Origin of the sequence: Paracoccus haematequi (assembly GCF_900631945.1) — a bacterium.
In the GTDB taxonomy this organism is placed as follows: domain Bacteria; phylum Pseudomonadota; class Alphaproteobacteria; order Rhodobacterales; family Rhodobacteraceae; genus Paracoccus; species Paracoccus haematequi_A.
In genome coordinates, this window is record NZ_UZWE01000024.1 from 14,517 (window position 1) to 35,093 (window position 20,577).

General features: G+C 64.8%; 16 protein-coding genes. All 16 read left to right on the forward strand.

Annotated elements, in window-relative coordinates:
• Positions 1-119 precede the first annotated feature (119 nt).
• The 16 genes from PARHAE_RS05220 (at position 120) to PARHAE_RS05295 (ending at position 20,556) form a co-directional block, all read left to right on the forward strand.
• Complete coding sequence (locus PARHAE_RS05220; protein ID WP_241232693.1) at positions 120-1,103, forward strand: MraY family glycosyltransferase; 984 nt, start codon at positions 120-122, stop codon at positions 1,101-1,103.
• 177 nt (positions 1,104-1,280) lie between these two features.
• Positions 1,281-2,759 (forward strand): aldehyde dehydrogenase family protein, encoded by a 1,479-nt coding sequence (locus tag PARHAE_RS05225; RefSeq protein WP_206436874.1) that lies wholly within the window; start codon positions 1,281-1,283, stop codon positions 2,757-2,759.
• Between the two features lie 9 nt (positions 2,760-2,768).
• A complete protein-coding gene (locus PARHAE_RS05230; RefSeq protein ID WP_206436875.1) occupies positions 2,769-4,163 on the forward strand; it encodes an ABC transporter substrate-binding protein in 1,395 nt (464 codons plus the stop codon).
• 96 nt (positions 4,164-4,259) lie between these two features.
• A complete protein-coding gene (locus PARHAE_RS05235) occupies positions 4,260-6,461 on the forward strand; it encodes a YbhB/YbcL family Raf kinase inhibitor-like protein (protein WP_164555152.1) in 2,202 nt (733 codons plus the stop codon).
• Between the two features lie 25 nt (positions 6,462-6,486).
• Complete coding sequence (locus PARHAE_RS05240; RefSeq protein ID WP_126153559.1) at positions 6,487-6,891, forward strand: hypothetical protein; 405 nt, start codon at positions 6,487-6,489, stop codon at positions 6,889-6,891.
• A gap of 13 nt (positions 6,892-6,904) precedes the next feature.
• Positions 6,905-7,858, forward strand: a complete 954-nt coding sequence (locus PARHAE_RS05245; RefSeq protein WP_126153560.1) for an alpha/beta fold hydrolase — start codon at positions 6,905-6,907, stop codon at positions 7,856-7,858.
• A gap of 80 nt (positions 7,859-7,938) precedes the next feature.
• Positions 7,939-9,279: an ABC transporter permease gene (locus PARHAE_RS05250; RefSeq protein ID WP_126153561.1), complete on the forward strand. Its 1,341-nt coding sequence runs from the start codon at positions 7,939-7,941 to the stop codon at positions 9,277-9,279.
• A complete protein-coding gene (locus PARHAE_RS05255; protein ID WP_241232679.1) occupies positions 9,276-10,685 on the forward strand; it encodes an ABC transporter permease in 1,410 nt (469 codons plus the stop codon). The genes PARHAE_RS05250 and PARHAE_RS05255 overlap by 4 nt, the downstream gene beginning before the upstream one ends.
• Before the next feature lie 12 nt (positions 10,686-10,697).
• Positions 10,698-11,387: a G protein-coupled receptor family protein gene (locus PARHAE_RS05260; protein ID WP_126153562.1), complete on the forward strand. Its 690-nt coding sequence runs from the start codon at positions 10,698-10,700 to the stop codon at positions 11,385-11,387.
• A gap of 29 nt (positions 11,388-11,416) precedes the next feature.
• Entirely contained in the window at positions 11,417-13,606 is a 2,190-nt protein-coding gene (locus PARHAE_RS05265; protein WP_126153563.1) for a flotillin domain-containing protein, read from the forward strand.
• 175 nt (positions 13,607-13,781) lie between these two features.
• Positions 13,782-14,297 (forward strand): hypothetical protein, encoded by a 516-nt coding sequence (locus PARHAE_RS05270; RefSeq protein WP_126153564.1) that lies wholly within the window; start codon positions 13,782-13,784, stop codon positions 14,295-14,297.
• A complete protein-coding gene (locus PARHAE_RS05275; protein ID WP_126153565.1) occupies positions 14,294-16,171 on the forward strand; it encodes a hypothetical protein in 1,878 nt (625 codons plus the stop codon). Before PARHAE_RS05270 ends, PARHAE_RS05275 begins: the two co-directional genes overlap by 4 nt.
• 13 nt (positions 16,172-16,184) lie before the next feature.
• Positions 16,185-17,114, forward strand: coding sequence for a LysR family transcriptional regulator (locus PARHAE_RS05280; RefSeq protein ID WP_126153566.1), 930 nt, complete (start codon positions 16,185-16,187; stop codon positions 17,112-17,114).
• A 108-nt stretch (positions 17,115-17,222) separates the two neighbouring features.
• Positions 17,223-18,410: an acyl-CoA dehydrogenase family protein gene (locus PARHAE_RS05285; protein WP_126153567.1), complete on the forward strand. Its 1,188-nt coding sequence runs from the start codon at positions 17,223-17,225 to the stop codon at positions 18,408-18,410.
• Positions 18,407-19,729, forward strand: coding sequence for an MmgE/PrpD family protein (locus PARHAE_RS05290; protein ID WP_126153568.1), 1,323 nt, complete (start codon positions 18,407-18,409; stop codon positions 19,727-19,729). The genes PARHAE_RS05285 and PARHAE_RS05290 overlap by 4 nt, the downstream gene beginning before the upstream one ends.
• On the forward strand, positions 19,726-20,556 hold the full coding sequence (locus PARHAE_RS05295) for an HTD2 family dehydratase (RefSeq protein ID WP_126153569.1): 831 nt from the start codon (positions 19,726-19,728) through the stop codon (positions 20,554-20,556). Before PARHAE_RS05290 ends, PARHAE_RS05295 begins: the two co-directional genes overlap by 4 nt.
• Positions 20,557-20,577: the final 21 nt, after the last annotated feature.

The following is a 20,577-nucleotide window of genomic DNA, read 5'->3' on the forward strand; positions in this document are numbered from 1 at the left end:
CGTTACCTATGGCCGCGCGGCTCGCGCTACGCCAAAGGCTCCGCGCGCGGCCTCCTACACCACCACATGGGACACAGCCGCTCCATCAGCGCCCGACGCCGCGGATCGGCGGGGTGACGATGTATTTCGGCGCGGTGGTCGGCGGCCTGATCCTGCCCGCAGAGGCCGCGGCCCTGTGGTGGACGATCTGCCTTTCGGCGTTGCCCGGTTTTCTGACCGGCTTCGCCGAGGACGTCACCAAAAGCGTCAGCGTCAGGACCCGTCTGCTGGCGACCATAGTCTCCGGGCTGATCTTCTGTCTTGTCAGCGGCTATACGCTTGGCCCCCCGGGCTTGCCGGGTGTTGATCAGCTGATGGGATTCTGGCTGGTCTCTTTGCTGATCACATCCTTTGCGATGGGTGGAATCGCAAACGCGATCAATATCATAGACGGTGTGAACGGCCTCGCATCGGGAACGGCGATCATTATCCTGAGTGGTTTTGCCCTCATCGCATGGCAGGTTCAGGACGATGCGGTTCTGGCGATCTGCCTGCTGATGATCGGGGCGATCGCCGGGTTCTTCCTGATGAATTTCCCGCTGGGCAGGATCTTCTTCGGCGACGCAGGGGCCTATGCGACCGGTTTCGTGCTGGCGGTGATCGCGGTCATTCTGCCGCTGCGCAATACCGGGCTTTCGCCGATCCTGGGGTTGCTGGCCCTGGCCTATCCGGTGATCGAGACGATGGTCTCTATTCATCGCAGGATGATCCGGCAGGGCACCCATCCGGGGCAGCCGGACCGGTTGCATCTGCACAGCCTGGTCTATCGTGACTTTGCGCGGCGCCTGGCGCGGGCAATCGGTGCGCCGCAATTGCGTAACCCGATGACGGCGCTGGTGATCTGGGTGCTGCCGCTGACCTCGACCGCCCTGCTGGTGCATTTCGCCGACAGCACGCCGGCAATCTGGCTTTGCCTTGCCTTGCTGACGCTGGTCTACCTCGCCATTTACCGGCGTGTGGCGATGCTGGTGCCGATGCTGCGCTGGTTGCGGCGCGACCGGAGCGCGCGGCTGCGCGTGTCCGGTGCTCCGCCTGAGCGGCCTGGCCACACCGAGCAGGCCTGAGCCCCTCCCGGCCTGCCGCATGGCCCGTTAGAGCGCCTGCTTCTTATCGTCAAAGCAAATGCCACTTGGACGCGGCCGGTCCGGCCCCCGTAACATCGGGGTTGCCGGGAGATAAGATTGCTTTGCTGGCCTTCGGGCGGGCTCTCCGGCCAGGACCACAAGCAGGAGAGGACCGCGATGACCCAGGGACAGGCCCCGATTTCTGCAGCCCGGACCGAACCGGGCACGGCATATCAGGATCAGGCGGCCCGGGGGCATGTGATCGACGGCCGGATGACGCCGCCTTCGCTGCGGCTCCTGCAGGAATTTGACCCCTCACGCGGCACGCCTGGCTACCGGATCTCGGCAGGCGGAAGCGACGAGGTCGGACTGGCGGTGGCGGTGGCCAGCTCGGCCTGGCCGGCCTGGGCCGCGCTGCGCCCGATCGCGCGCGGCCGGATCCTGTCGCGCATCGCCGCCGGGCTGCGCGAAAAGGCCGAAGTCTTTGCGCTGACCGATCAGCGCGAAACCGGGCGTCCGCTGCCGGCTTGCCGGGCCGAGGTCGAGCTGGCGGCCCAGTATTTCGAATTCTATGCCGGCCTGGTGAACACGATGGGCGGCGAGGTGATCGACCTCGGAGAGGGGTATCACTCTTACATCCGCCATGAACCCTGGGGCGTGGTCGCGGTGATCACGCCGTGGAATTCGCCGCTGACGCAGCTGGCACGCGCGGTCGCCCCCGCCCTGGCGACGGGCAATGCGGTGGTGGTGAAACCGTCGGAATTCACCTCGGTCGGAACGCTTTTGCTGGCCCTGACCGCAGCCGAGGACTGGGGCCTGCCCCCGGGCCTTTTCAACGTGGTGACCGGTACCGGGGAAGAGGCCGGTGCGGCCCTTGTCGCGCATCGCGGCACAAGGATGATCTCTTTCACCGGCTCCGTCCGGGCCGGTCGCAGGATCGGAGAGGTGGCGGCCGACCGCATCGTGCCCTGCAGTCTGGAACTGGGCGGCAAATCCGCAAACATCCTTCTGGCGGATGCCGATCTGGAGGCGGCGATCCCCGGCGTCATCCAGGGGTTCACCGCCAATGCGGGGCAGCTCTGCTCGGCCGGGACGCGCATCCTGGTCCACCGCTCCATCGAGGCAGAGGTGACCGCCCGGCTGCGCACGGCGATCGCCGCGATCCGGACCGGCCGCAGCCCCGATTGCCGCATGGGGCCGATCCTGACGCAGCCGCAATTCCGCCGGGTCTCGGGGCTGATTGAGGGCGCGCGCGGGCAGGGGGTGACGCTTTGCGAGGGACCAGCCCCGGAGGGCGAGGGCTGGTATGTGCCGCCGACGCTGCTGCTGGGGCTCAGCAATGATCATCCGCTGGTGCGCGAAGAGATCTTCGGTCCGGTGGCGGCGCTGATTCCCTTTGACGATGAGGAAGAGGCCGTCACCATTGCCAATGACAGCGATTACGGCCTGGCGAACGGCATCTGGACCCGGGATCTGAGCCGCGCGCATCGCATCGCTTCGCGTCTGCAATCGGGGCAGGTCTTCATCAACGAGTATTTTGCCGGCGGCGTCGAGACCCCTTTCGGCGGTTACAAGCAAAGCGGTCTCGGGCGCGAAAAGGGGCGGGTCGCGCTGCATCACTACTGTCAGGTCAAGACCGTCACCGCCCGGCTCTGAAGCCCGGTTTTGCCGGTCCGGGCAGGTTGGAACAGCGTTCCGCATTTAAAAATATCATTATATATCAATGATATATTTAGCCATAGATTATTGGTATGGGACATATACAGAAAAGGTATTTCCGATTTTTACCCTCTGCCCGGACTTTGCTTAAAGTCCGACGGGCAGCGGGGAGGCTGCCGGCAGATTCGTGACGAGGGAGGAATAATGACCATTCTCAACGCAGCATTGCTGCGGATGGCCGGGGTTTGTCTTGCAGCTGTCGCCGTCTCGACGGCGCAGGCAGATGTGAGCGAGCTGCCCGCCGATATCCGCGATGAACTCTATAATCCCGAGATGATGGACCCGATGCAGCCGCTGGGCGACAGCGCCTATCGCGACTGGGTCGCTCCGAAGCCGCCGCCGTGGAAGATCGGCTTTGCCTCTTCCTATGCCGGCAATACCTGGCGTGCTGGCGTGATGGATCGCCTGCAAAGCGAGATCATTCCGAAATGGAAGGAACTGGGACTGATCGAGGAAGTGATCATCACCCAGTCGAACCTGAATGACGCCACCCAGATCCAGCAGATCCGCCAGCTGGTCGATCAGGGCGTCGACGCGATCATCGTCTGCTGCTCGAACCCGACCGCGCTGAATGCCTCGGTGGAATATGCCTATCAGCATGACGTGCCGGTGTTTTCCGGCATCGGCTATCTGACCAGCCCCTATGCAGTCAATTCCTCGGCGAACTTCGTCGTCGGCGGCAATATGATGGGCGAATGGATGGCGAATGAGATCGGCGGCAAGGGGAATATCCTTGTGGTCGAGGGCATTCCCGGCGCCTCTGCCTCGGACAGCCAGAATGTCGGCATTGAAAAAGCGCTGACCGCATTCCCGGATGTGAAGGTTGCGGGCGAAGTCACCGGCATGTGGACCGATCAGGTCGCCCAGGCCGAGATCCAGCGCTGGCTCGCCACCAATCCGGGCGAGCTGAACGGCATCATCATCCAGTCCGCTTCCGAACTGGGGGCCCTGCGCGCCCTGCAGCAATCGGGCCGCGATATGATCCCCTTCACGCTGGGCTCCGAGATGGGGCCGCTCTGCTTCTGGCGCAACAATCCCGATTTCGTCTCGGCCGCGATCCATGCCTGGCCGCCCGGCGATGACTTCGAGATGATCTGGAACATCATGATGCGCACGCTGCAGGGGCAGGGGCCGAAGATCCAGTCGATCCTGACCAAGCCGGTCGTGATGACGAAGGAAGACATGCTGGCGCAGATCCCGGCCGATTGCTCGGAGCAATCAGACGGCTGGTATCATCCCGGGATCGAGGCCTGGGCCGGCAAGGCCTATCTCGACAACTTCTTCCTGCGGCCCGCGGATCCCGAAGCCTATGACGCGGCTTCCCATCCCGTGAAGCAGTAACACCTGCTCTGAGAACCTCAGTGATCGGCCCTGCTGCAAGCGGCAGTGCCGACATGGAATCCCTCACCCTGTTTTTGGCTGGAATCCGAGTTTTCGATGCAATCCGTCGCGATCGACATCTCTGACGTGCGCAAGACCTTTGGTCCGACGGTGGCGCTGGCGCGCTGCACGCTGCGGGCTTGGGCGGGCGAGGTCCATGCGATCATCGGCGGCAACGGATCGGGCAAATCGACCCTGGCCAAGGTGATCTCGGGGGTGCTGGTCCCCGATCAGGGTCAGGTCTCGATCCTCGGAAAATCCGCGACCAGCCCCTATGAGGCTCGCGCCCTCGGCATCGCGAATGTCTTCCAGGAAGTGCTCGTCGCCGATGAATGCTCGGTCTATGACAATCTGTTCCTTGGCGCCGACGGCCTTCTTGGGTCGAACGGCATCCGCGAAGAACGGTTTGCACGCGCCTCGAAGCTCATGTCGGAACTGCTGGGCTTCGATCTTGATCTGAACGTCAAGGTTGGTGAGCTGCCACTGTCGGTCAAGCAATGGATCACCATTGCACGCGGTATGCTGACCAATCCCAAAGTGCTGATCCTGGACGAAAGCTCTGCGGCGCTTGACTATGAATCCACCGAGCGGCTGTTTCGCAAGATGCGCGAGATGAAGGCGCAGGGCTGTGCGATCATGATCGTGACCCATCGTATCGCCGAGCTGACCCGGATCGCCGACCGCGCCACGGTTCTGCGCGACGGGGTCACCGTCGGAACGCTGGAAAAATCCGAGATCACCGAGGCGAACATCCTGTCGCTGATCGCCGGCGCCGCGCGTGAACGCGAGCAGAAGGCGCTCGAACATGCGACACGCTCATCGGATCGCCCGCTCTTGCGCCTGACCGATGGCCAGGTCTGGGCAGATGGCGAGGCTTTCGATTTCACGCTCTTCCCCGGAGAGGTGGTCGGCGTGACCGGCCTTGACGGTCAGGGCCAGGCCGATTTCGTCCGCGCGCTGGCGGGGGTGCAGGGGTTGGTTTCCGGACAGATCGCCGTGGTGCGTGACGGGGTATCGGAACGGGTCTTCGACCTGCAAAGCGCAAGAGAGAACAAGATCTCTTACGTCTCGGGCGACCGCAAGAAAGAGGGGATCTTCCCCAATCTCGGCATCTTCGAGAATATGGTCCTGCCGATCTACCGCGATTTCCGCGCCGGTGGCTGGCTGAATTTCATCAATCGCACCAAGCTTGGCCCGATCTTTGACTGGGAGGCGAAGAAGCTTGCCGTCAAGATGGGCGACCCGGGCAATCTGATCACCTCGCTCTCGGGCGGCAATCAGCAAAAGGTGCTGATCGCCCGCGCTTTCGCGGAAAAGCCCGCGGTTCTGGTGCTGAACGATCCGGCGCGGGGCATTGATATCGGTGCGAAATACGACCTGTACCGCAATCTGCGTGACTTTGCGGCGCGCGGGCACGGGGTCGTCTTCCTCTCCTCCGAGATCGAGGAATTCGTCGGCCTTTGCTCGCGGGTGGTGGTGTTCCGCGGCGGCACGGTTTCCGCAAGCTTCGACCCGCCTTTCGAGCCGCATGTGATCCTGAACGCGACCTTCGGGCGCCGGGCCACCGCCGCCGTTCCGGGCGAGGAGGCCACAGGTGGCACCACCGGGGATGCCGGCAGCGCGGCCGCCTGGCGCGATGCCCGCGACCGGGCCGGCGAGGGGCGCCCCGCTGCGCGGCCGGCGCCGCTGACCGTAACCAGAATCAGGGAGGCTGATCTGAACCAGTCCCGTTTCATCCTGATCGCCCCGGCGATCGCGCAGGGCGCCGTTGTTCCCGGGCGCTTCACCGAAGAGAGCCGCATTTCGCCGGCGCTGGAGTGGGAAGGGGTGCCCGAGGGCACGCAGAGCTTCGCGCTCTCGGTGACCGATCCCGATCTGCCGGCAGAGTTCAACTTCCCGCGCAGCTTTGCGCATTGGATGGTGCATGGCATCCCGGCCCATATCCGCAGCCTGTCCGAGGGCGCCTCTGCTACCGGCGCACCGCAGACCGGAGCGATGCCCGCCGGCGCGATTGAACTGAATTCCGATTATGTGACCTTCGGCATTCCAGGCTTTGGCCGCGGCTATGGCGGCCCCTGGCCGCCGGACCGGAGCCACCGCTATGTCTTCACGCTTTACGCGCTGAAGGCCGCCCGGCTTGACCTGCCCCAGGATGCGGATCTGACCGCATTCGCTGCGGCAGTCCTGCCACTTACCATCGACCAGGCCAGCTTCACGGCAGTTTACGGCCCGGCCCGCAAACCCTTGCCATCCGCATGAACTGCCGAAGCGACAGGAGGACTCCATGAGTAGATATGGCAGCAGAAAGGCCTTCGATCTGGACTGGATCGAGCGTTGGGCCCGTTGCGTCAATGACGACCGAATCCTGCCGGTGATCGGCAGGTTCTTCAACGGCCGTTTCGTCATCGGCATCGACGACACCGATTTCCTCGTTCATGTGAACGGCGGCAAGGTCGGGCGCATCTCGGAAGGGCTGGAGCCCAGCGATTTCGGCTATGATTTCGCTTTGCGCGCCCCCTCGACCGCCTGGGCCAAATTCGCCCAGGAAATCCCGCCGCCGATGTTCAACGACATCTGGGCCATGGCCCATCCGCTTCACAAACAACTGGTGATCGAGGGCAATCAGCTGCCGTTCTGGCAGAATCTGCGCGCCCTGAGCCGGATGCTTTCCCTGATGCGCGCAGTCTGAGGAGGACAGAGCGATGAACCAGCATGATCCCATCGTCGGGCGCTATGTCTATATCACGGTGCAGGGCAAGACCTATCGCACCTATTACGAAGAGGCCGGTGAGGGCATTCCGATCGTCTGCCTGCACACGGCCGGCACCGACGGGCGCGAATACCGCCACCAGATGTGCGATGCGGATATGACCGCGAATTTCCGCATCATCGCCTTCGATCTGCCCTGGCACGGCAAGTCGATCCCGCCGGCCGACTGGTATCTGATGGAAGACGAATACAAGTTGACCACCAACTTCTATTCCGAATTCATCCTTGCCTTCTGCCGCGCGCTCGACCTGCACAAGCCGGTCATCATGGGGCAGTCCATGGGCGGCAATATCTGCCTCGATCTGGCGCTGCGCTATGAGAACGAGTTCTCGGCCCTTATCGCGCTTGAGGCCTGCGACCATTCCACCGGATGGTGGATTGACCCGCTGCATCACCCGCATATCCATGGCGGCGAGGCGGTGGCGACCTCGGTCTTCGGGCTTATGTCGCCGACCAGCCCCGATGAGTACCGCTGGGAGACCTGGTGGTATTACGCGCAGGGAGGCCCCGGAATCTTCAAGGGCGATCTCTATTTCTACTCGGTCGACAGCGATTTCCGTGACAAGGCGCACAAGATCTCGGGCAGGATTCCGATCTACTTCCTGACCGGCGAATACGATTTCGCCTGCACCCCGGAAATGACCATCCGCACTGCGGAAAAGGTCAAGAATTCCGAGGTCACGATCTTTGGCGGCGGCCATTTCCCGACCTCAGAGGATCCGGTGAAGTTCAAGGAAGTGATCATGCCGGTGCTGCGCAAGATCCTGCAAAACGACCCCGAGCGCCGCTCGGGCGGGCGTGATCTGCCGGGCGGCCGTCAGGGCCAGGCACCGGCGCGCAACGGCGGCGCCTCGCGCCCTGAGACCCGTCGCACGATCACGCTCTGATCGTCATTGCGAAACCGCAGCGGGCGCTTCCCGTGCCCGCTGCATCCCGCCCCCCTTCCGCTTCCTGATCCCGGGTCCCGATGTCCGAGCGTGCGTCAAATCCGAGTACCTATCTGCTGGTGCCGATCCTGCTGATCGCGGTTCTGCTCGCGACGGCGACGATCCGTGCGCCCAATCTGGTCTCGATGTCGGGCTTTGGCAGCGCGATCATCGTGGCGGCGCCGCTGATCTTCGCCACCTATGCGCTGATGGTGCTGGCGGTGGCCGGGCGCGGCACAGTCGATCTTTCGGTCGGGCCGCTGCTGGCCTTCATCAATGTTTCTGTCGTGCAGCTGAACACGGCGGGGATCATCACGAGCCCGCTGGCGGTCTTTATCGTCGCGCTCGGGATCGGCGTCCTTTACCAGCTGCTGTTTGCGGCGATCGTGATCTGGGTGCGGGTGCAGCCGATCATCGTCGCCCTTTCCGGCTTTCTGGCGCTGACCGGCATCAATCTGGTGATCCTGCCCCGCCCGGGCGGCCTCGCGCCGGAATTCATGCAAAGCTGGGGGCTCGGCACTACGATTTTCTCGCCGGTCTTGCTGATCATCCTGATCGCCACCGCCGCCTGGCTCCTGTTCACGCTGTCGCCCTTCTATTCCAACCTGCGGATGATGGGCTATGACGAGCGGGCGGCCTGGACCTCGGGGGTCAGGATCAACATCGTCCGCATCGGCGCCCATGTCATTGCGGGGCTTTTCACCGGGCTTGGCGCGCTGTGCTACACGGCGCTGATTTCCTCGGGCGATCCGACCCAGGGCACGAACATGACCCTGACGGCGGTCACCGCGGTGGTGCTTGGCGGCGTAAGTCTTTCGGGCGGGCGCGGCGGTGCTGCCGGTGCGCTTCTGGGCGCCCTTAACCTCTATCTGATCGGCTATGTGCTGGCGACGTTCAACTTCGGTGCCATCCAGGCCTTTGTCACCCAGATGAGCTACGGGATCATCCTGGTCCTGTCCTTGCTGCTGACGCTTCTGGTGCCGGTCATCTCGCGCCATGTCAGTTTCATCTCGCCATGGAGCGCCTTTGTTGTCCTCGGCTCGGTGGTGGTGGCGATCATGCTCCATATTGCGGGCCGGGGCAGCTTTGCCCCCGCCGAGGCGATTGCGGACCGCGCGCCGACCTTAAGCCGCTATCTGCTGACCGAGCCCGCCAGTGCGGGCCTGCCCGCTTTGTCGGTCTCGCCCTTCCAGACCTTCGTTTTCCTCGCGGTGGCGGGGCTGCTGAGCCTCGTCTTTGCGGCGCGGCTGATCAATGCCGAGGCGAGGGCGCGGCGCATGGGTCTTTTCCTTTACATCTTTGTCGCGCTGCTGCTGACCGGTCTTTTCCTTGCGGTGACGCTGCAGCCTGATGCGACCCTGTTCGGAGGTGCGGCGCCATGAGCCAGCCCGAGTCCCGGATGCAGCTTTTTCCGATCCCGCGCTCGGTCGCGCTGATCTGGGTGAATATCGCGCTGTCGCTGATCGTGGCCGCCATCGGCCTCGGTGTCGGCTTCGGCCAGGGCATGCCGGCGCAACAGGTGATCCTTTTCACCGTCATCACCACGGCCGTTCTGCTGTGGTTGCTGAATTACGTCGCGGTCTCGTTCGAGACCCGCGCGGCAGAGCGGGCCGCGATGCTTGCCGCCGGCCAGGAGCCCCAGGGCCGCCCCGCTCGTCAGGTCTGGCGCGAGAACCGCGTCATGGTGATCGCCATGCTGGCGCTGCTGGCGCTTTATCTGCTGGTCACCGCGACCGTGCCGGAATTCCGGTCGATCACCAATCTGATCGCCTTCCTGGTGCTGGAGCTGATCCTTCTTTTCGCCTTCAAGGTTTCGGGGAAATTCGCCAGCGGCCGCAGCGCCTTTGTCGGGTTGATCGTGCTGCTGGCGCTGATCATCATCTCTTCCTTCACCATCGACGGCTTCCTGTCGGGGAACAACGTCAAGGCGATCCTCCTCTTCGCCTCTTTCCTTGGCATCGCCTGTATCGGCCAGACCATGGTGGCGCTGATGGGGGGGCTGGACCTGTCGATCCCCTTCGTGATCGGCTCGGCGAATATCGGGCTTTTGTTCCTGACCACGCTGGGCGTGCCGTCCTTCGTGGCCTTCGGCTTCATCCTGATTCTGGGCGGGCTGATCGGCCTTGTGAACGGGCTCTTGAGCTACAAGCTGCAGGGACAGGCGCTGATCCTGACACTAGGCACCGGCTTTGCCGTCGCCGGGCTGACGCAGATCCTGACCTCGATCGGATCGGCCTATGGCGGCAATGTCTTTGGCACCGTGCCGGGCTGGCTGTCGAACCTGGCGGCGATGAACGGCAAGACCTTTGGCCTGTCCTTCCCGCCCACGATCCTGATCTGGATCGTGCTGGCGATCATCGTGATCGTGGGCCTCAGGAAGACCGCCTATGGCCGCTATATCTATGCGCTTGGCGGCAACCGGCGATCGGCCAGGCTGATCGGCGTTTCCGAGCTGCGCTGGTGGGTTCTGGCCTATGTGATCTCGGGCGTCTTCGCTGCCCTGACCGGTGCGCTGCTTCTCGGCTGGTCGGGCGGCGGCTTTATCGGGGTCGGCGACCCCTATCTCTTCACCACGCTTGCCGCGGTCGTCATCGGGGGCACCTCGCTTCTGGGCGGCAATGGCGGCTATGGCGCCACCGTGATCGGCGTCCTCGTTTTGCAGGTGCTGACCTCTTTCCTTCTGGGGATCGGGCTCAGCTACGAATGGCAACAATTCATCTTCGGTCTCCTGATCCTGCCGATGGTCGCGCTTTATGGCCGGTCACCGCATATCCGGGCCACTGTCTGAGGGAAAACCACCATGTTCGGAGTGCTTTACACATCGCAGGACGTGACGAGCAGCGCACTTGCCGGCCTGTTCCTCATGAGCTTTTCCGCTGCGGTGCTGTGCTTTGTCGGCCTGAGCTGGTCGAATGAGCGCTGGCGGGTGCCGGTTGCCATGATGGGCGTCGCGGCGCTTGCCACCGCCATCGCCTATGGCGGCGCCGCGGCGCTCTGGCTTTCGGGTGGCGGCGCCAGTGCCGGCCCGCGTTTCTCGGCCTGGTATACGGCCCTTCCCCTGCAGGTCGCCGCGACCTGGTTCTTCGTCAGGACGCAGGGCAGGATCCCGGTCGGCATCTTCTGGCGCATGACCGGCGCCGCGCTTCTGATGGTCTTCGCCCGCTGGCTTGGCGATGCCTCTTTCTTCAACCCCACGCTTGGCGTGCTGCTGTCGATCGGCTTCTGGCTCTATATCCTCGGCGAGATGTATTTCGGCGCCATGCCCGGCGCCATCCGCAAATCCTCACGCGCGGTGCGGCTCGGCTTCTTCTGGATCCGCCTGCTGATGACCATCGGATGGGCGATCTGGCCGATCCTGCACTTCGTCGATGTGGTCATCGGCGCGGGCCAGGCCTCCGGCGTGGTCGTGCTCTACTCGCTTGCTGACATCGTGAACCTGATCATCCCCGCGATGATCGTCCTGGCCGTTGCCGGCCAGGATCGCTACTGACCCCTTCCGGCCCCAGAAAGGAAACCACCATGACCGGCGCCGATGCTATCGCCCTTATTATCCTGCTGACGATCCTGATCGCGGTCGGGGTCTATCTGCTGCACTGGCTTTACCGCCATTCCTCGAAAGATCAGAGCTTTGTCCGCACCGGTTCGGGCGGCGAGCGGGTCGTGATGGGGGGCGGTGCACTGGTGATCCCGATCATCCATGACATCACCGTCGTGAACATGAATGCGATCCCGGTCGAGATCCGCCGCACCGGTGAGCAGTCGCTGATCACCCGTAACAAGATGCGCGTCGATATCATCGCCGAGTTCTTCGTTCGCGTCATCCCGAGCGAGGAGGGGATCTCGACCGCTGCCCGCACGCTTGGCGCGCGGACCCAGGATCCGATGGCGCTGAAAGAGATCATTCAGGGCCGTTTCATCGATGCGCTCGCCGCCGTGGTCGCCACCATGACCATGGAAGAGATCCATACCGACCGGCTCGGCTGTATGGCCCGCGTCTCGGAACTGGTTGCAAAGACCCTGGGCCGCAACGGGCTGGAGCTGGAAACCGCGGCGATGACCTCGCTCAATCAGGCGGATATCGGTGTCTTCAACCCGTCGAATGCCTTCGATGCCGAGGGTCTGACCCAGCTGACGCGTGAGATCGAGGATCGCCGCAGGCTGCGCAATGAGATCGAGAACCAGGCCCGGATCGACATCAAGCTGAAAGACAGCGAGACCGAGGCCCGCGCCATCGAGATCGACCGTGATCTGGAATATGCGCGCATCGACCAGGCCCAGGCGATCGAAAGCCGCAAGGCCGCCCAGGCCGCCGGCATCGAGGCCGAGCGCCAGCAGGCACAGGTTGCCATAACCAGCTCGCGCTCGAAAGCCGAGGAGGAAGCCGAACGCATCCGTCTTGCCCGCATCCAGGCCGTCGAGGCCGAGCGCATCCGCTCGGAAAACGAGACCCGCGCGCTGGAGATCGAGCGGAGCCGTGAGACCGAACTGACCGAGATTGCGGCTCGCACAAGGCTTGAGACCGAGCGCATCTCGACCCGCCAGAAGATCGAGGCGGAACGCATCGAGCGCGAACATGCGGTGCGTGAGGCCGAGATCCGATCAAAGCTGGAGCTTTCGAATTATGAGACCCGCAGCCAGGGTGAGATCGAGAACCAGAAGCTTGCCGTGCAGGAAGGCGTCGAATCCGCCCGCCTTGCCACCGAGAAGACCATCGCGCTGCGTGCCATCGAGAAGGATAAGGAGCTGCGCGTCACCGATGAGAGCGCCTCGGCCGAGAAGGAACGCGCCGCGCTGGAACGCCGCAAGCTCATCGAGACCGAGCGTCTGACCACCGAAGAGGCGATCCGCCAGCGCGATATCGCCCGGGCGCAGACGCTGAAAATGGCCGAGACCAAGGCTTTGCGGCAGACCGAGGATGCCTCTATCGTCGCCAACCGCGAGATCGAGGAACTGCGTGTCGCGGCGCGCAAATACATCGAACGCTTCGAGATTGAACAGAATATGGAGATCGAGCTTGCCGAGAAGCAGCGCCTGATCACCGTCATCAACAAGGCGATCGACGAGGCGGTGGCGCGCACCAATGAGGCGGATGCCCGCGTGAAACTGGCCGAGACCGAGGAAAAGGTCGAAACCGCCCGCGCCGAAGAGGCCGCTTCCCGCGCGAAACGGGTCGAGATCATCGAGGCCGAAAGCCGCGCCGAACGCGATGCTCTGCGGGTGACGCGTCAGGCTGAGGCCGAGAAGGCCGCGACCGAGAGCCGTGCCGAGGCCGAGATCGCCGAAGCCAAGGCCGCCGATATCCGCTATCAGACCGATGCCGATGGCCGTCGCAAGCTCAATGAAGCGGAAAATCTCAGGAATGAGGAGAGCCGCCGCTCGGCGATCTATGAGAACCTGGTCAGTCAGCTGCCGCAGATCATCCGCGAAAGCGTCAAGCCGATGGAGAATATCGAATCCATCAAGATCCTGCAGGTCGATGGCCTGCCGGGCCTGAACAGCCCTTCGGAAACCGGCGGTGCCGGCGGTGGCGGCAATGTCTCGGATCAGGTGGTGAATTCGGCGATGAAATACCGGACCCAGGTCGCCTTCGTCGATGGGCTCATGGAAGAGATCGGCCTGCCGCTGAAGAATCTCGGCTCGGCCGGCGGCATGTCCTTCCGGAACTTCCCGGCGGTGCCGGGGGCGAAATCCGGCAAGGATGACGACTGACCGCTGAACGGAGGGCTTCCCCCGGCGTGCCGGGGGTGGCGGTTCCCGTGCCGGAAACAGGCTCCCGTTCCGGCGCGGGGATCGCCTCACGGCCCGTTCCTCCCTGTTGCTTCCGCCTGGACTCCGGCCGCCATGGCCGAAACCCAGCCCGCCGAACCCCTGCCCGAGGTGAAGAATGCAGCCCGCGACCGAGAGATCGGATCTTCCTGATCCCGCCGCCCGGCCCGATCCGGCGCGCAGCCATCTGATGAGACTGGAGCGTCATGCCCTGGTGCTGGCGGTCTGGCTGCCGCTCGGCTTCCTGGCGCTGGCGCTGTTCCACCGCGGATTTGCCGGTTTCGGCGCGGCCTGGCTTGCGGCGGGCTTCGGCGCGGTCCTTGCCGCTTTCGTGCTGCATGTGATCGTCAATGCCGTTCTTGGCACATGGTTCAATGGCCGCGAGGTCGCGGTCGGGGCCGGTGCTTTCGCATTGGCGGTGCTGGCGCTGGCCTTGTTCAGCCTGCTTTCGCCGGGTTTCGCGGGCAGTTTCTTCCTGCCGGTTGCCGGCGGGCTGATTGTGCTGGCCGCAGCGGTGGTCATTGCCATGGTGACGGCTTTCGGCCCGCGCGGCGCCTTTGAACGCTTCGATATCATCCGTGACAACAATCCGCGCGACGGATCACGGCTGCCGCATCGGGGGGGCCGCAGATGACCGCGCTTCTGGTGGCCGCGCTGAGCGGTCTGGCGATCCTTGCCGTCTATATCGCTGCCCTGAGCGCAAGGGTGAGCGCGGATGCCGGATCCTTCAGCGATGCCGGTGGCGATCTGCCTGGCTGGGCGGTGATGTTCGCGACTGCTGGCATCCTGCTGGCGGGCATCGACCTGCCGGCGCATCTGGCGCTGATTGGCACCTATGGCCTTCAGGCATCCCATATCGGCATCGGCCTCGTACTGGCCGCGATGGGCGGGCTTCTGTTTCGCGGGCGGCTCTGGCTTGCGGCCCGGATTGCCGGGCTGGGATCACCGGGCGAGGCGCTTGGCCTCTATTACGGCTCGGTCGCGCTCAGGGTGGTGGTGCTGAGCCTGGTGGTGATCTTTGCCCTGCCTTTCGCGGCGCATCTTCTGTCCGGCGCAGGCGGTCTGCTGGAAACGGCCACCGGCGGCGCCCTGCCGCGCACGGCGGCGATCGCGGTGCTGGCCTTTGCGCTTTTTCTGCCGGCGGTGATCGGCGGCTGGCGCGCAAGCGTGCTGGTCCTGGCGGTCCAGTCGGCTCTGCTGCTGGCACTGATCCTTTTCACGGTTGGATTTCCGGAACTGATCCGGCTGCCGGGCGGTTTTCTTTCGGTGGGCATCGCGGTTCCCGAAGGCATGGCCGCCGACCGGATTCCGGGCGTGTTCCAATATTCCGCCGGCATCGGCAAGGACCACCTGCCAGAGGGGATCTTTACCACGCTCGGCATCGCTTCGGCATCGCTTTCGCTGGTCGGGCTGGCCATCTCACCCGGACTTTTGTGGCTGGCGCAGAGCGCCCGCCCCGGGCGTGAGGGCGGCTTCGGGCTGGTCTGGCTGGGCGCGGGCCTAAGCGCCGGCATCCTGCTGCTTGCGGCGCCTTTCCTTGCCGCCCGGCTTTCCGCCGGACCGGGCCCCTATGCCGAAATCCTCAGGGCCGCCGAGCCACTGGCGGGGCTTGCGCTGATCCTGCTTCTGATCCTGGCCGGTCAGATGGCGGCGGGGTTCTTTGCCACATCGGGCACGCTTCTTGTGATGCGCGAACTGGTTTGCCGTTTCGTGCTGCCGGGGCTGGATGCGAAGGCACAGCGCCTTGCCGCGCGGATCGGGCTTGGCTTTGCCTTTTTCGCGCTGGCGGTGCTTGCGGGCTTTGCGCCGCTGTTCTCGGCCCTGTTTGCAAGCCTTGCGCTGCCCCTTTCGCTACAACTGCTGCCTGCCTTGCTCGGCCTTTGCTTCGTGCCATGGATCAGCCGCGGCGCGGTGCTGGCGGGCCTGGTCTTCGGCGCGCTCCTGGTCTTTTTCACCGAGCCGCCCGGGCTGATCCTGTTCGAGGCGCTGTTCCTTGACCTGCCCTGGGGTCGCTGGCCGCTGACCATCCATTCCGCCGCCTGGGGCCTGGCTTTCAATCTTGCCGTCGTGCTGCTGGCCTCGATCTTCTCGAAAGGCGGCGAGGAGCGCGCGCATCGCGAACGCCTGCACCGGGCCTTCGCCGAAAACCGCCGCGGCCCGGCCATCGGGCGGACAGGCGCCACCGCGCTCTGGTCGCTGACGCTGATCTGGGCCTTTCTGGCCGTCGGCCCGGGGGCGATTCTCGGAAACTGGTTCTTTACGCAACCGGTTTTCGCCGGGGCCGAGATCCTGCCGGGCCTGCCCTCGCTGATGATCTGGCAGCTTCTCTTCTGGCTGATCGGCGTCATGCTGGTCTGGTGGCTTGCCGGGCGCTCCGGGCTGGGTGTGACCAGCGACGCGCATCTGCGCCGCATCTCTCTGACGGATCCCGGCCTTGCGATGCGGGGCGCCCGCGCGCCGGACTGGATCGCCGCGGGTGTGGCGCGGGTCACGGGGCGCTTGTCATGACAGGGCAGGCATCATGATCGCGATGAGCCCGGTCGGCGTTGATATGCGGCGCCTGCGCTATTTCCTCGATGTCTGCGAGCATGGCGGCTTTTCGCGTGCGGCGGTGGCGATCGGGATCGCGCAGCCGGCTCTGACGCGGCAGATCAAGCTGCTGGAAAATGATATCGGCGCGGCTCTGTTCATCCGCAACGGCCGCAATGCGGTGCCGACCGAGATCGGCGCTTATCTGCTGCGCCATGTGCGCCAGCATATGGGAGAGCTGGAGGAGGTGATCCGCAGGGTGCGCGAGGAACTGCTCGGCCCGCCGGTCAGGGTGACGCTCGGCGTCTGCCCGACCATCGCGCCGCTGTTCTTTCCCGCGCTTCATGACGCGGTGCGCAAGCAGAGCCCGGCGATCGAGCTTTCCGTCATCCAGGCCTATTCCGGCGATCTGCGCAGCCTGCTTTCGGCGGGCAGCATCGATCTTTCGCTCAGCTATATGCCCTCCGAGACCACCGGGCTTGCGGTGACGCCGCTGCTGACCGAGCGCCTTGTGATGGCGGCGCCGCCGCCGGTTCCCGAAGCGGAATTGTCGCTGGCGGATCTGACCGGGCTGCGGCTGATCCTGCCCTCGCGCATTCATCAGCTGCGCAGGCTGATCGACCGCGCCGCCGAAAGGAACGGCATCCGCCTCAGCCCGGCGCTGGAGATCGACAGCCTGAATTCGGTCAAGACAATGCTCTCGGACCGGCGCGGCGGCTATGCGACGGTGCTGCCCTGCAATTCGGTGAGCACCGAGGCCGAAGAGGGCAGCCTCGGGATTTGTTTCATCCGCGATGAGGGGATGCAGCGGGTCATCACCCTGATCCGCGACCGCAGCGGTCCGGATTGTCCCGACAGCCTTACCGGGCTGATCGAGGCCCGGGCCCGCGATATCCGCCGCAACGGCCAGGGCTTTCTCTGAGCCCGGCGCGGCCGCCGGTTATAGCCTGAAGGCATAGCCCGGATCGCAGGACGATATTTCACACCGGCCCCGGCTTCTGAGAGGGTCGCGCAGAAGACGGAGACAGCCATGACCACAGCAGGTGATTTTCACCCGACCAAGCAATATGACGAGATCCGCGCCGGAGTGGCGAAGGTCTGCGCCGAATTTCCCGGCTGCTACTGGCGCGATCTTGACCAGCGCCGCGCCTATCCGGCCGAATTCGTCGACGCGCTGATCCGCGAGGGCTGGCTCGCGGCGATGATCCCCGAGGAATATGGCGGTTCCGGGCTCAGCCTGGCGGCCGCTGCGGTGATCCTCGAAGAGATCCACCGCAATGGCTGCAATGCCGCCGCCTGCCATGCACAGATGTATACGATGGGCACCGTGCTGCGCCATGGCAATGCCGAGCAAAAGGCCGCCTATCTGCCGGGGATTGCCAATGGCAGCCTGCGGCTCCAGGCCTTTGGCGTGACCGAGCCCACAAGCGGCACCGACACGCTCTCGCTCAAGACCTTCGCGCGGCGCGAGGGCGATGAATATGTCGTCACCGGGCAGAAGATCTGGATCTCGCGCGCTGAACATTCCGATCTCATGGTGCTGCTGGCGCGGACGACGCCGCGCGAAGAGGCGAAGTCGCGGACCGACGGGCTTTCGGTCTTCCTGATCGATATGCGCAGGCTGATCGGCAACGGGCTGACCATCCGGCCGATCCGGACCATGATGAACCATGCCACGACCGAGCTGTTCTTCGACGAGGCGCGCATCCCGGCCTCGGCCCTGATCGGGGAAGAGGGCAAGGGCTTCCGCTACATCCTGTCGGGGATGAATTCCGAGCGCATCCTGATTGCAGCCGAATGTATCGGCGATGCGAAATGGTTCCTTGAAAAGGGCAGTGCCTATGCAAAGGAGCGCCAGGTCTTTGGCGCCCCGATCGGCAAGAACCAGGGCGTGCAGTTTCCGCTGGCACGCGCCTATGCGCAGATGCTGGCCGCCGAGGGCATCGTCTATCGCGCTGCCGAAATGTATGGCGCGGGGCTCAATCCCGGCGTCGAGGCCAATGTCGCCAAGATGCTTGCGGCCGATGCCAGCTGGGCCGCGGGTGAGGCCTGCCTGCAGACCCATGGCGGTTTCGGCTTTGCCGAGGAATTCGATGTCGAGCGCAAGTTCCGCGAGGCACGGCTCTACCAGGTGGCGCCGATCTCGACCAACCTGATCCTCTGCTTCATCGCGGAACAGGTGCTCGGGCTGCCGAAATCCTACGGGACCGCGGCATGAGGACGACGCTTGATCTGATCTGCGATCTAGCAGCGATGCCGGCGCCCGCCCTGCCGGCCGCGGCGCGCCGGCTGGCCGGCTTCTCGCTCTTCGACCAGATGGTCTGCGGCATCGCGGCCGATGCGGAACCGGTTGCCAGGGCGCTGCGCTCCTATGTTGCGGCCGAGGGCAGCCGGGGCCAGGCCAGCCTGATCGGCGGCGGCCTGGCGGCGCCGCGCGCGGCGGCGCTCGCCAATGGCACCGCCTCGCATGCGCTGGATTATGATGACACCCATTTCGCCCATATCGGCCATCTTGCGGTCGGCATCGGCCCGGCCGCGCTGGCGGTCGGCGAGGAAACCGGCCAGGGCGCCGATGCAGTGATCGACGCCTTCCTGCTGGGCGCCGAGGCCGCCATCCGTGCCGGGCTGCATCTTGGTGCCGCGCATTATGACCGCGGTTTCCACCAGACCGCGACCGCCGGCGCCTTTGGCGCAACGGTTGCGGCGGGGCGGCTCTACGGCCTGTCACGAGAGGCAATGATCCGCGCCATCGGCCTGTGCTCCAGCCGGGCCTCGGGGTTGAAGAACCAGTTCGGCACGATGGGAAAGCCGCTGAATGCCGGGCTTTCGGCGGCGAACGGGGTGGAATGCGCGGGCCTTGCGCTGGCGGGGCTGACCTCTGCCGATAACGGTTTCGACGGGCCGCTTGGCTTCGTCGCAACCCATGCCGATCAGCCGGACCCCGCCCGTGCCCATGCGCCGGCTCCGGGGCAGTTCCTGTTCACCGATATCCGCTACAAGCTCCATGCCTGCTGCCACGGCACCCATGCGATGATCGAAGCATTGCGGCTGCAGATCGCGGAACACTCCCTGACCCGCGATCAGGTGGCGAAAGTGGCGCTGCGCACCAGCCCGCGCTGGCTCAATGTTTGCGACATCAGGGAGCCGCGCACCGGTCTGGAGGTGAAATTCAGCTATGTCTGGCTGGCCGGGATGGTGCTTGGCGGCATTCCGACCGGTTCGGATCAGAGCTTCTCCGACTCCTGTGCAGGGGATCCGGCGCTTGCGGCCTTTGCGCGCCAGGTCGAGGTCACCGGCGATCCCGGAGTCGGAGAGATGCAGGCTGCGGGCGAGATTGTGCTGAAAACGGGCGAGCGGCTGGCGCTGTCCTGGGATCTCGCCGCGCCGGTTCCCGATGACAGCCTTGCCGCGAGCCTGCGCGCCAAGGCCATTGCGCTGATCGGGGCGCAGCGCGCCGATGCGCTCTGGCAGGCGATCGAGGGGGCCTCGCTCCGGAGCGCCCGCGACCTCGGGGCGCTGATCAGGGCGCCGGCATGAGCCTGCAGGACTGGATCGGCCGCAAAACCCTGGCCGAAGCGCCGCTTTCCCCGCGGCTGATCGATGAGCATAAGATCACCTTCGGCGACTGGCTCGCCGATATGGAGGCGCCGCCTGGCCTGCATTGGGCCCTGAGCCCACAGGCGGCGACGCCCGATCAGATGGGCCGTGACGGTCATCCGCGCCTTGGCATCCATCTGCCCGATCCCGGCCTGCCGCGCCGGATGTGGGCCGGCGGGCAGCTGCGCTTCCATCTGCCCTTTGCGAGCGGCGATCAGGTGCGGCGGGAAAGCGAGATCACCGCGGTCTCTGAGAAGAACGGGCGCTCGGGCCGGCTGGCTTTCGTTACGCTGAGCCATCACTGCCTTGTCGGCGACAGGCTGCATGTCAGCGAACGCCAGGACATCGTCTATCGCGATGATACGGCGCCCGGCGCCGCCGCGCCGGTTGCGGGTGAGGCCTGGCCCGGGGCGATATCACGCGATCTGGAGACCGGTCCGGTGCTGCTGTTTCGCTATTCGGCGATGACCTTCAACAGCCACCGTATCCATTACGACCTGCCCTATGCGACCGGGGTCGAGCACTATGAGGGGCTCGTGGTGCACGGGCCGATGCAGGCCCTGTTCATGATGAATGCGGCAACCGGGAGTTTTGGCGCGCTGCCGGCCCGTTTTGACTATCGGGGCCTCTCGCCGCTGATCGCGGGCGTGCCGGCGCTGATGGAACAGCGTCCGGCAAAGATCGACGGGCAGGACGGACTGGAACTGCGCATCCGGCGTGCGGACGGGGTGGTGACGATGCAGGCACAGGCGCTGCCGCCGCTCTGAAGCACAGGCTTTTTCACGGGC

What these genes read in the sequence shown, in the direction of transcription:
- PARHAE_RS05220 (WP_241232693.1), top strand. Translation starts at nt 120, where the DNA reads ATGTATTTCGGCGCGGTGGTCGGCGGCCTGATCCTGCCCGCAGAGGCC.
- PARHAE_RS05225 (WP_206436874.1), top strand. Translation starts at nt 1,281, where the DNA reads ATGACCCAGGGACAGGCCCCGATTTCTGCAGCCCGGACCGAACCGGGC.
- PARHAE_RS05235 (WP_164555152.1), top strand. Translation starts at nt 4,260, where the DNA reads ATGCAATCCGTCGCGATCGACATCTCTGACGTGCGCAAGACCTTTGGT.
- PARHAE_RS05240 (WP_126153559.1), top strand. Translation starts at nt 6,487, where the DNA reads ATGAGTAGATATGGCAGCAGAAAGGCCTTCGATCTGGACTGGATCGAG.
- PARHAE_RS05245 (WP_126153560.1), top strand. Translation starts at nt 6,905, where the DNA reads ATGAACCAGCATGATCCCATCGTCGGGCGCTATGTCTATATCACGGTG.
- PARHAE_RS05250 (WP_126153561.1), top strand. Translation starts at nt 7,939, where the DNA reads ATGTCCGAGCGTGCGTCAAATCCGAGTACCTATCTGCTGGTGCCGATC.
- PARHAE_RS05255 (WP_241232679.1), top strand. Translation starts at nt 9,276, where the DNA reads ATGAGCCAGCCCGAGTCCCGGATGCAGCTTTTTCCGATCCCGCGCTCG.
- PARHAE_RS05260 (WP_126153562.1), top strand. Translation starts at nt 10,698, where the DNA reads ATGTTCGGAGTGCTTTACACATCGCAGGACGTGACGAGCAGCGCACTT.
- PARHAE_RS05265 (WP_126153563.1), top strand. Translation starts at nt 11,417, where the DNA reads ATGACCGGCGCCGATGCTATCGCCCTTATTATCCTGCTGACGATCCTG.
- PARHAE_RS05270 (WP_126153564.1), top strand. Translation starts at nt 13,782, where the DNA reads ATGCAGCCCGCGACCGAGAGATCGGATCTTCCTGATCCCGCCGCCCGG.
- PARHAE_RS05275 (WP_126153565.1), top strand. Translation starts at nt 14,294, where the DNA reads ATGACCGCGCTTCTGGTGGCCGCGCTGAGCGGTCTGGCGATCCTTGCC.
- PARHAE_RS05280 (WP_126153566.1), top strand. Translation starts at nt 16,185, where the DNA reads ATGATCGCGATGAGCCCGGTCGGCGTTGATATGCGGCGCCTGCGCTAT.
- PARHAE_RS05285 (WP_126153567.1), top strand. Translation starts at nt 17,223, where the DNA reads ATGACCACAGCAGGTGATTTTCACCCGACCAAGCAATATGACGAGATC.
- PARHAE_RS05290 (WP_126153568.1), top strand. Translation starts at nt 18,407, where the DNA reads ATGAGGACGACGCTTGATCTGATCTGCGATCTAGCAGCGATGCCGGCG.
- PARHAE_RS05295 (WP_126153569.1), top strand. Translation starts at nt 19,726, where the DNA reads ATGAGCCTGCAGGACTGGATCGGCCGCAAAACCCTGGCCGAAGCGCCG.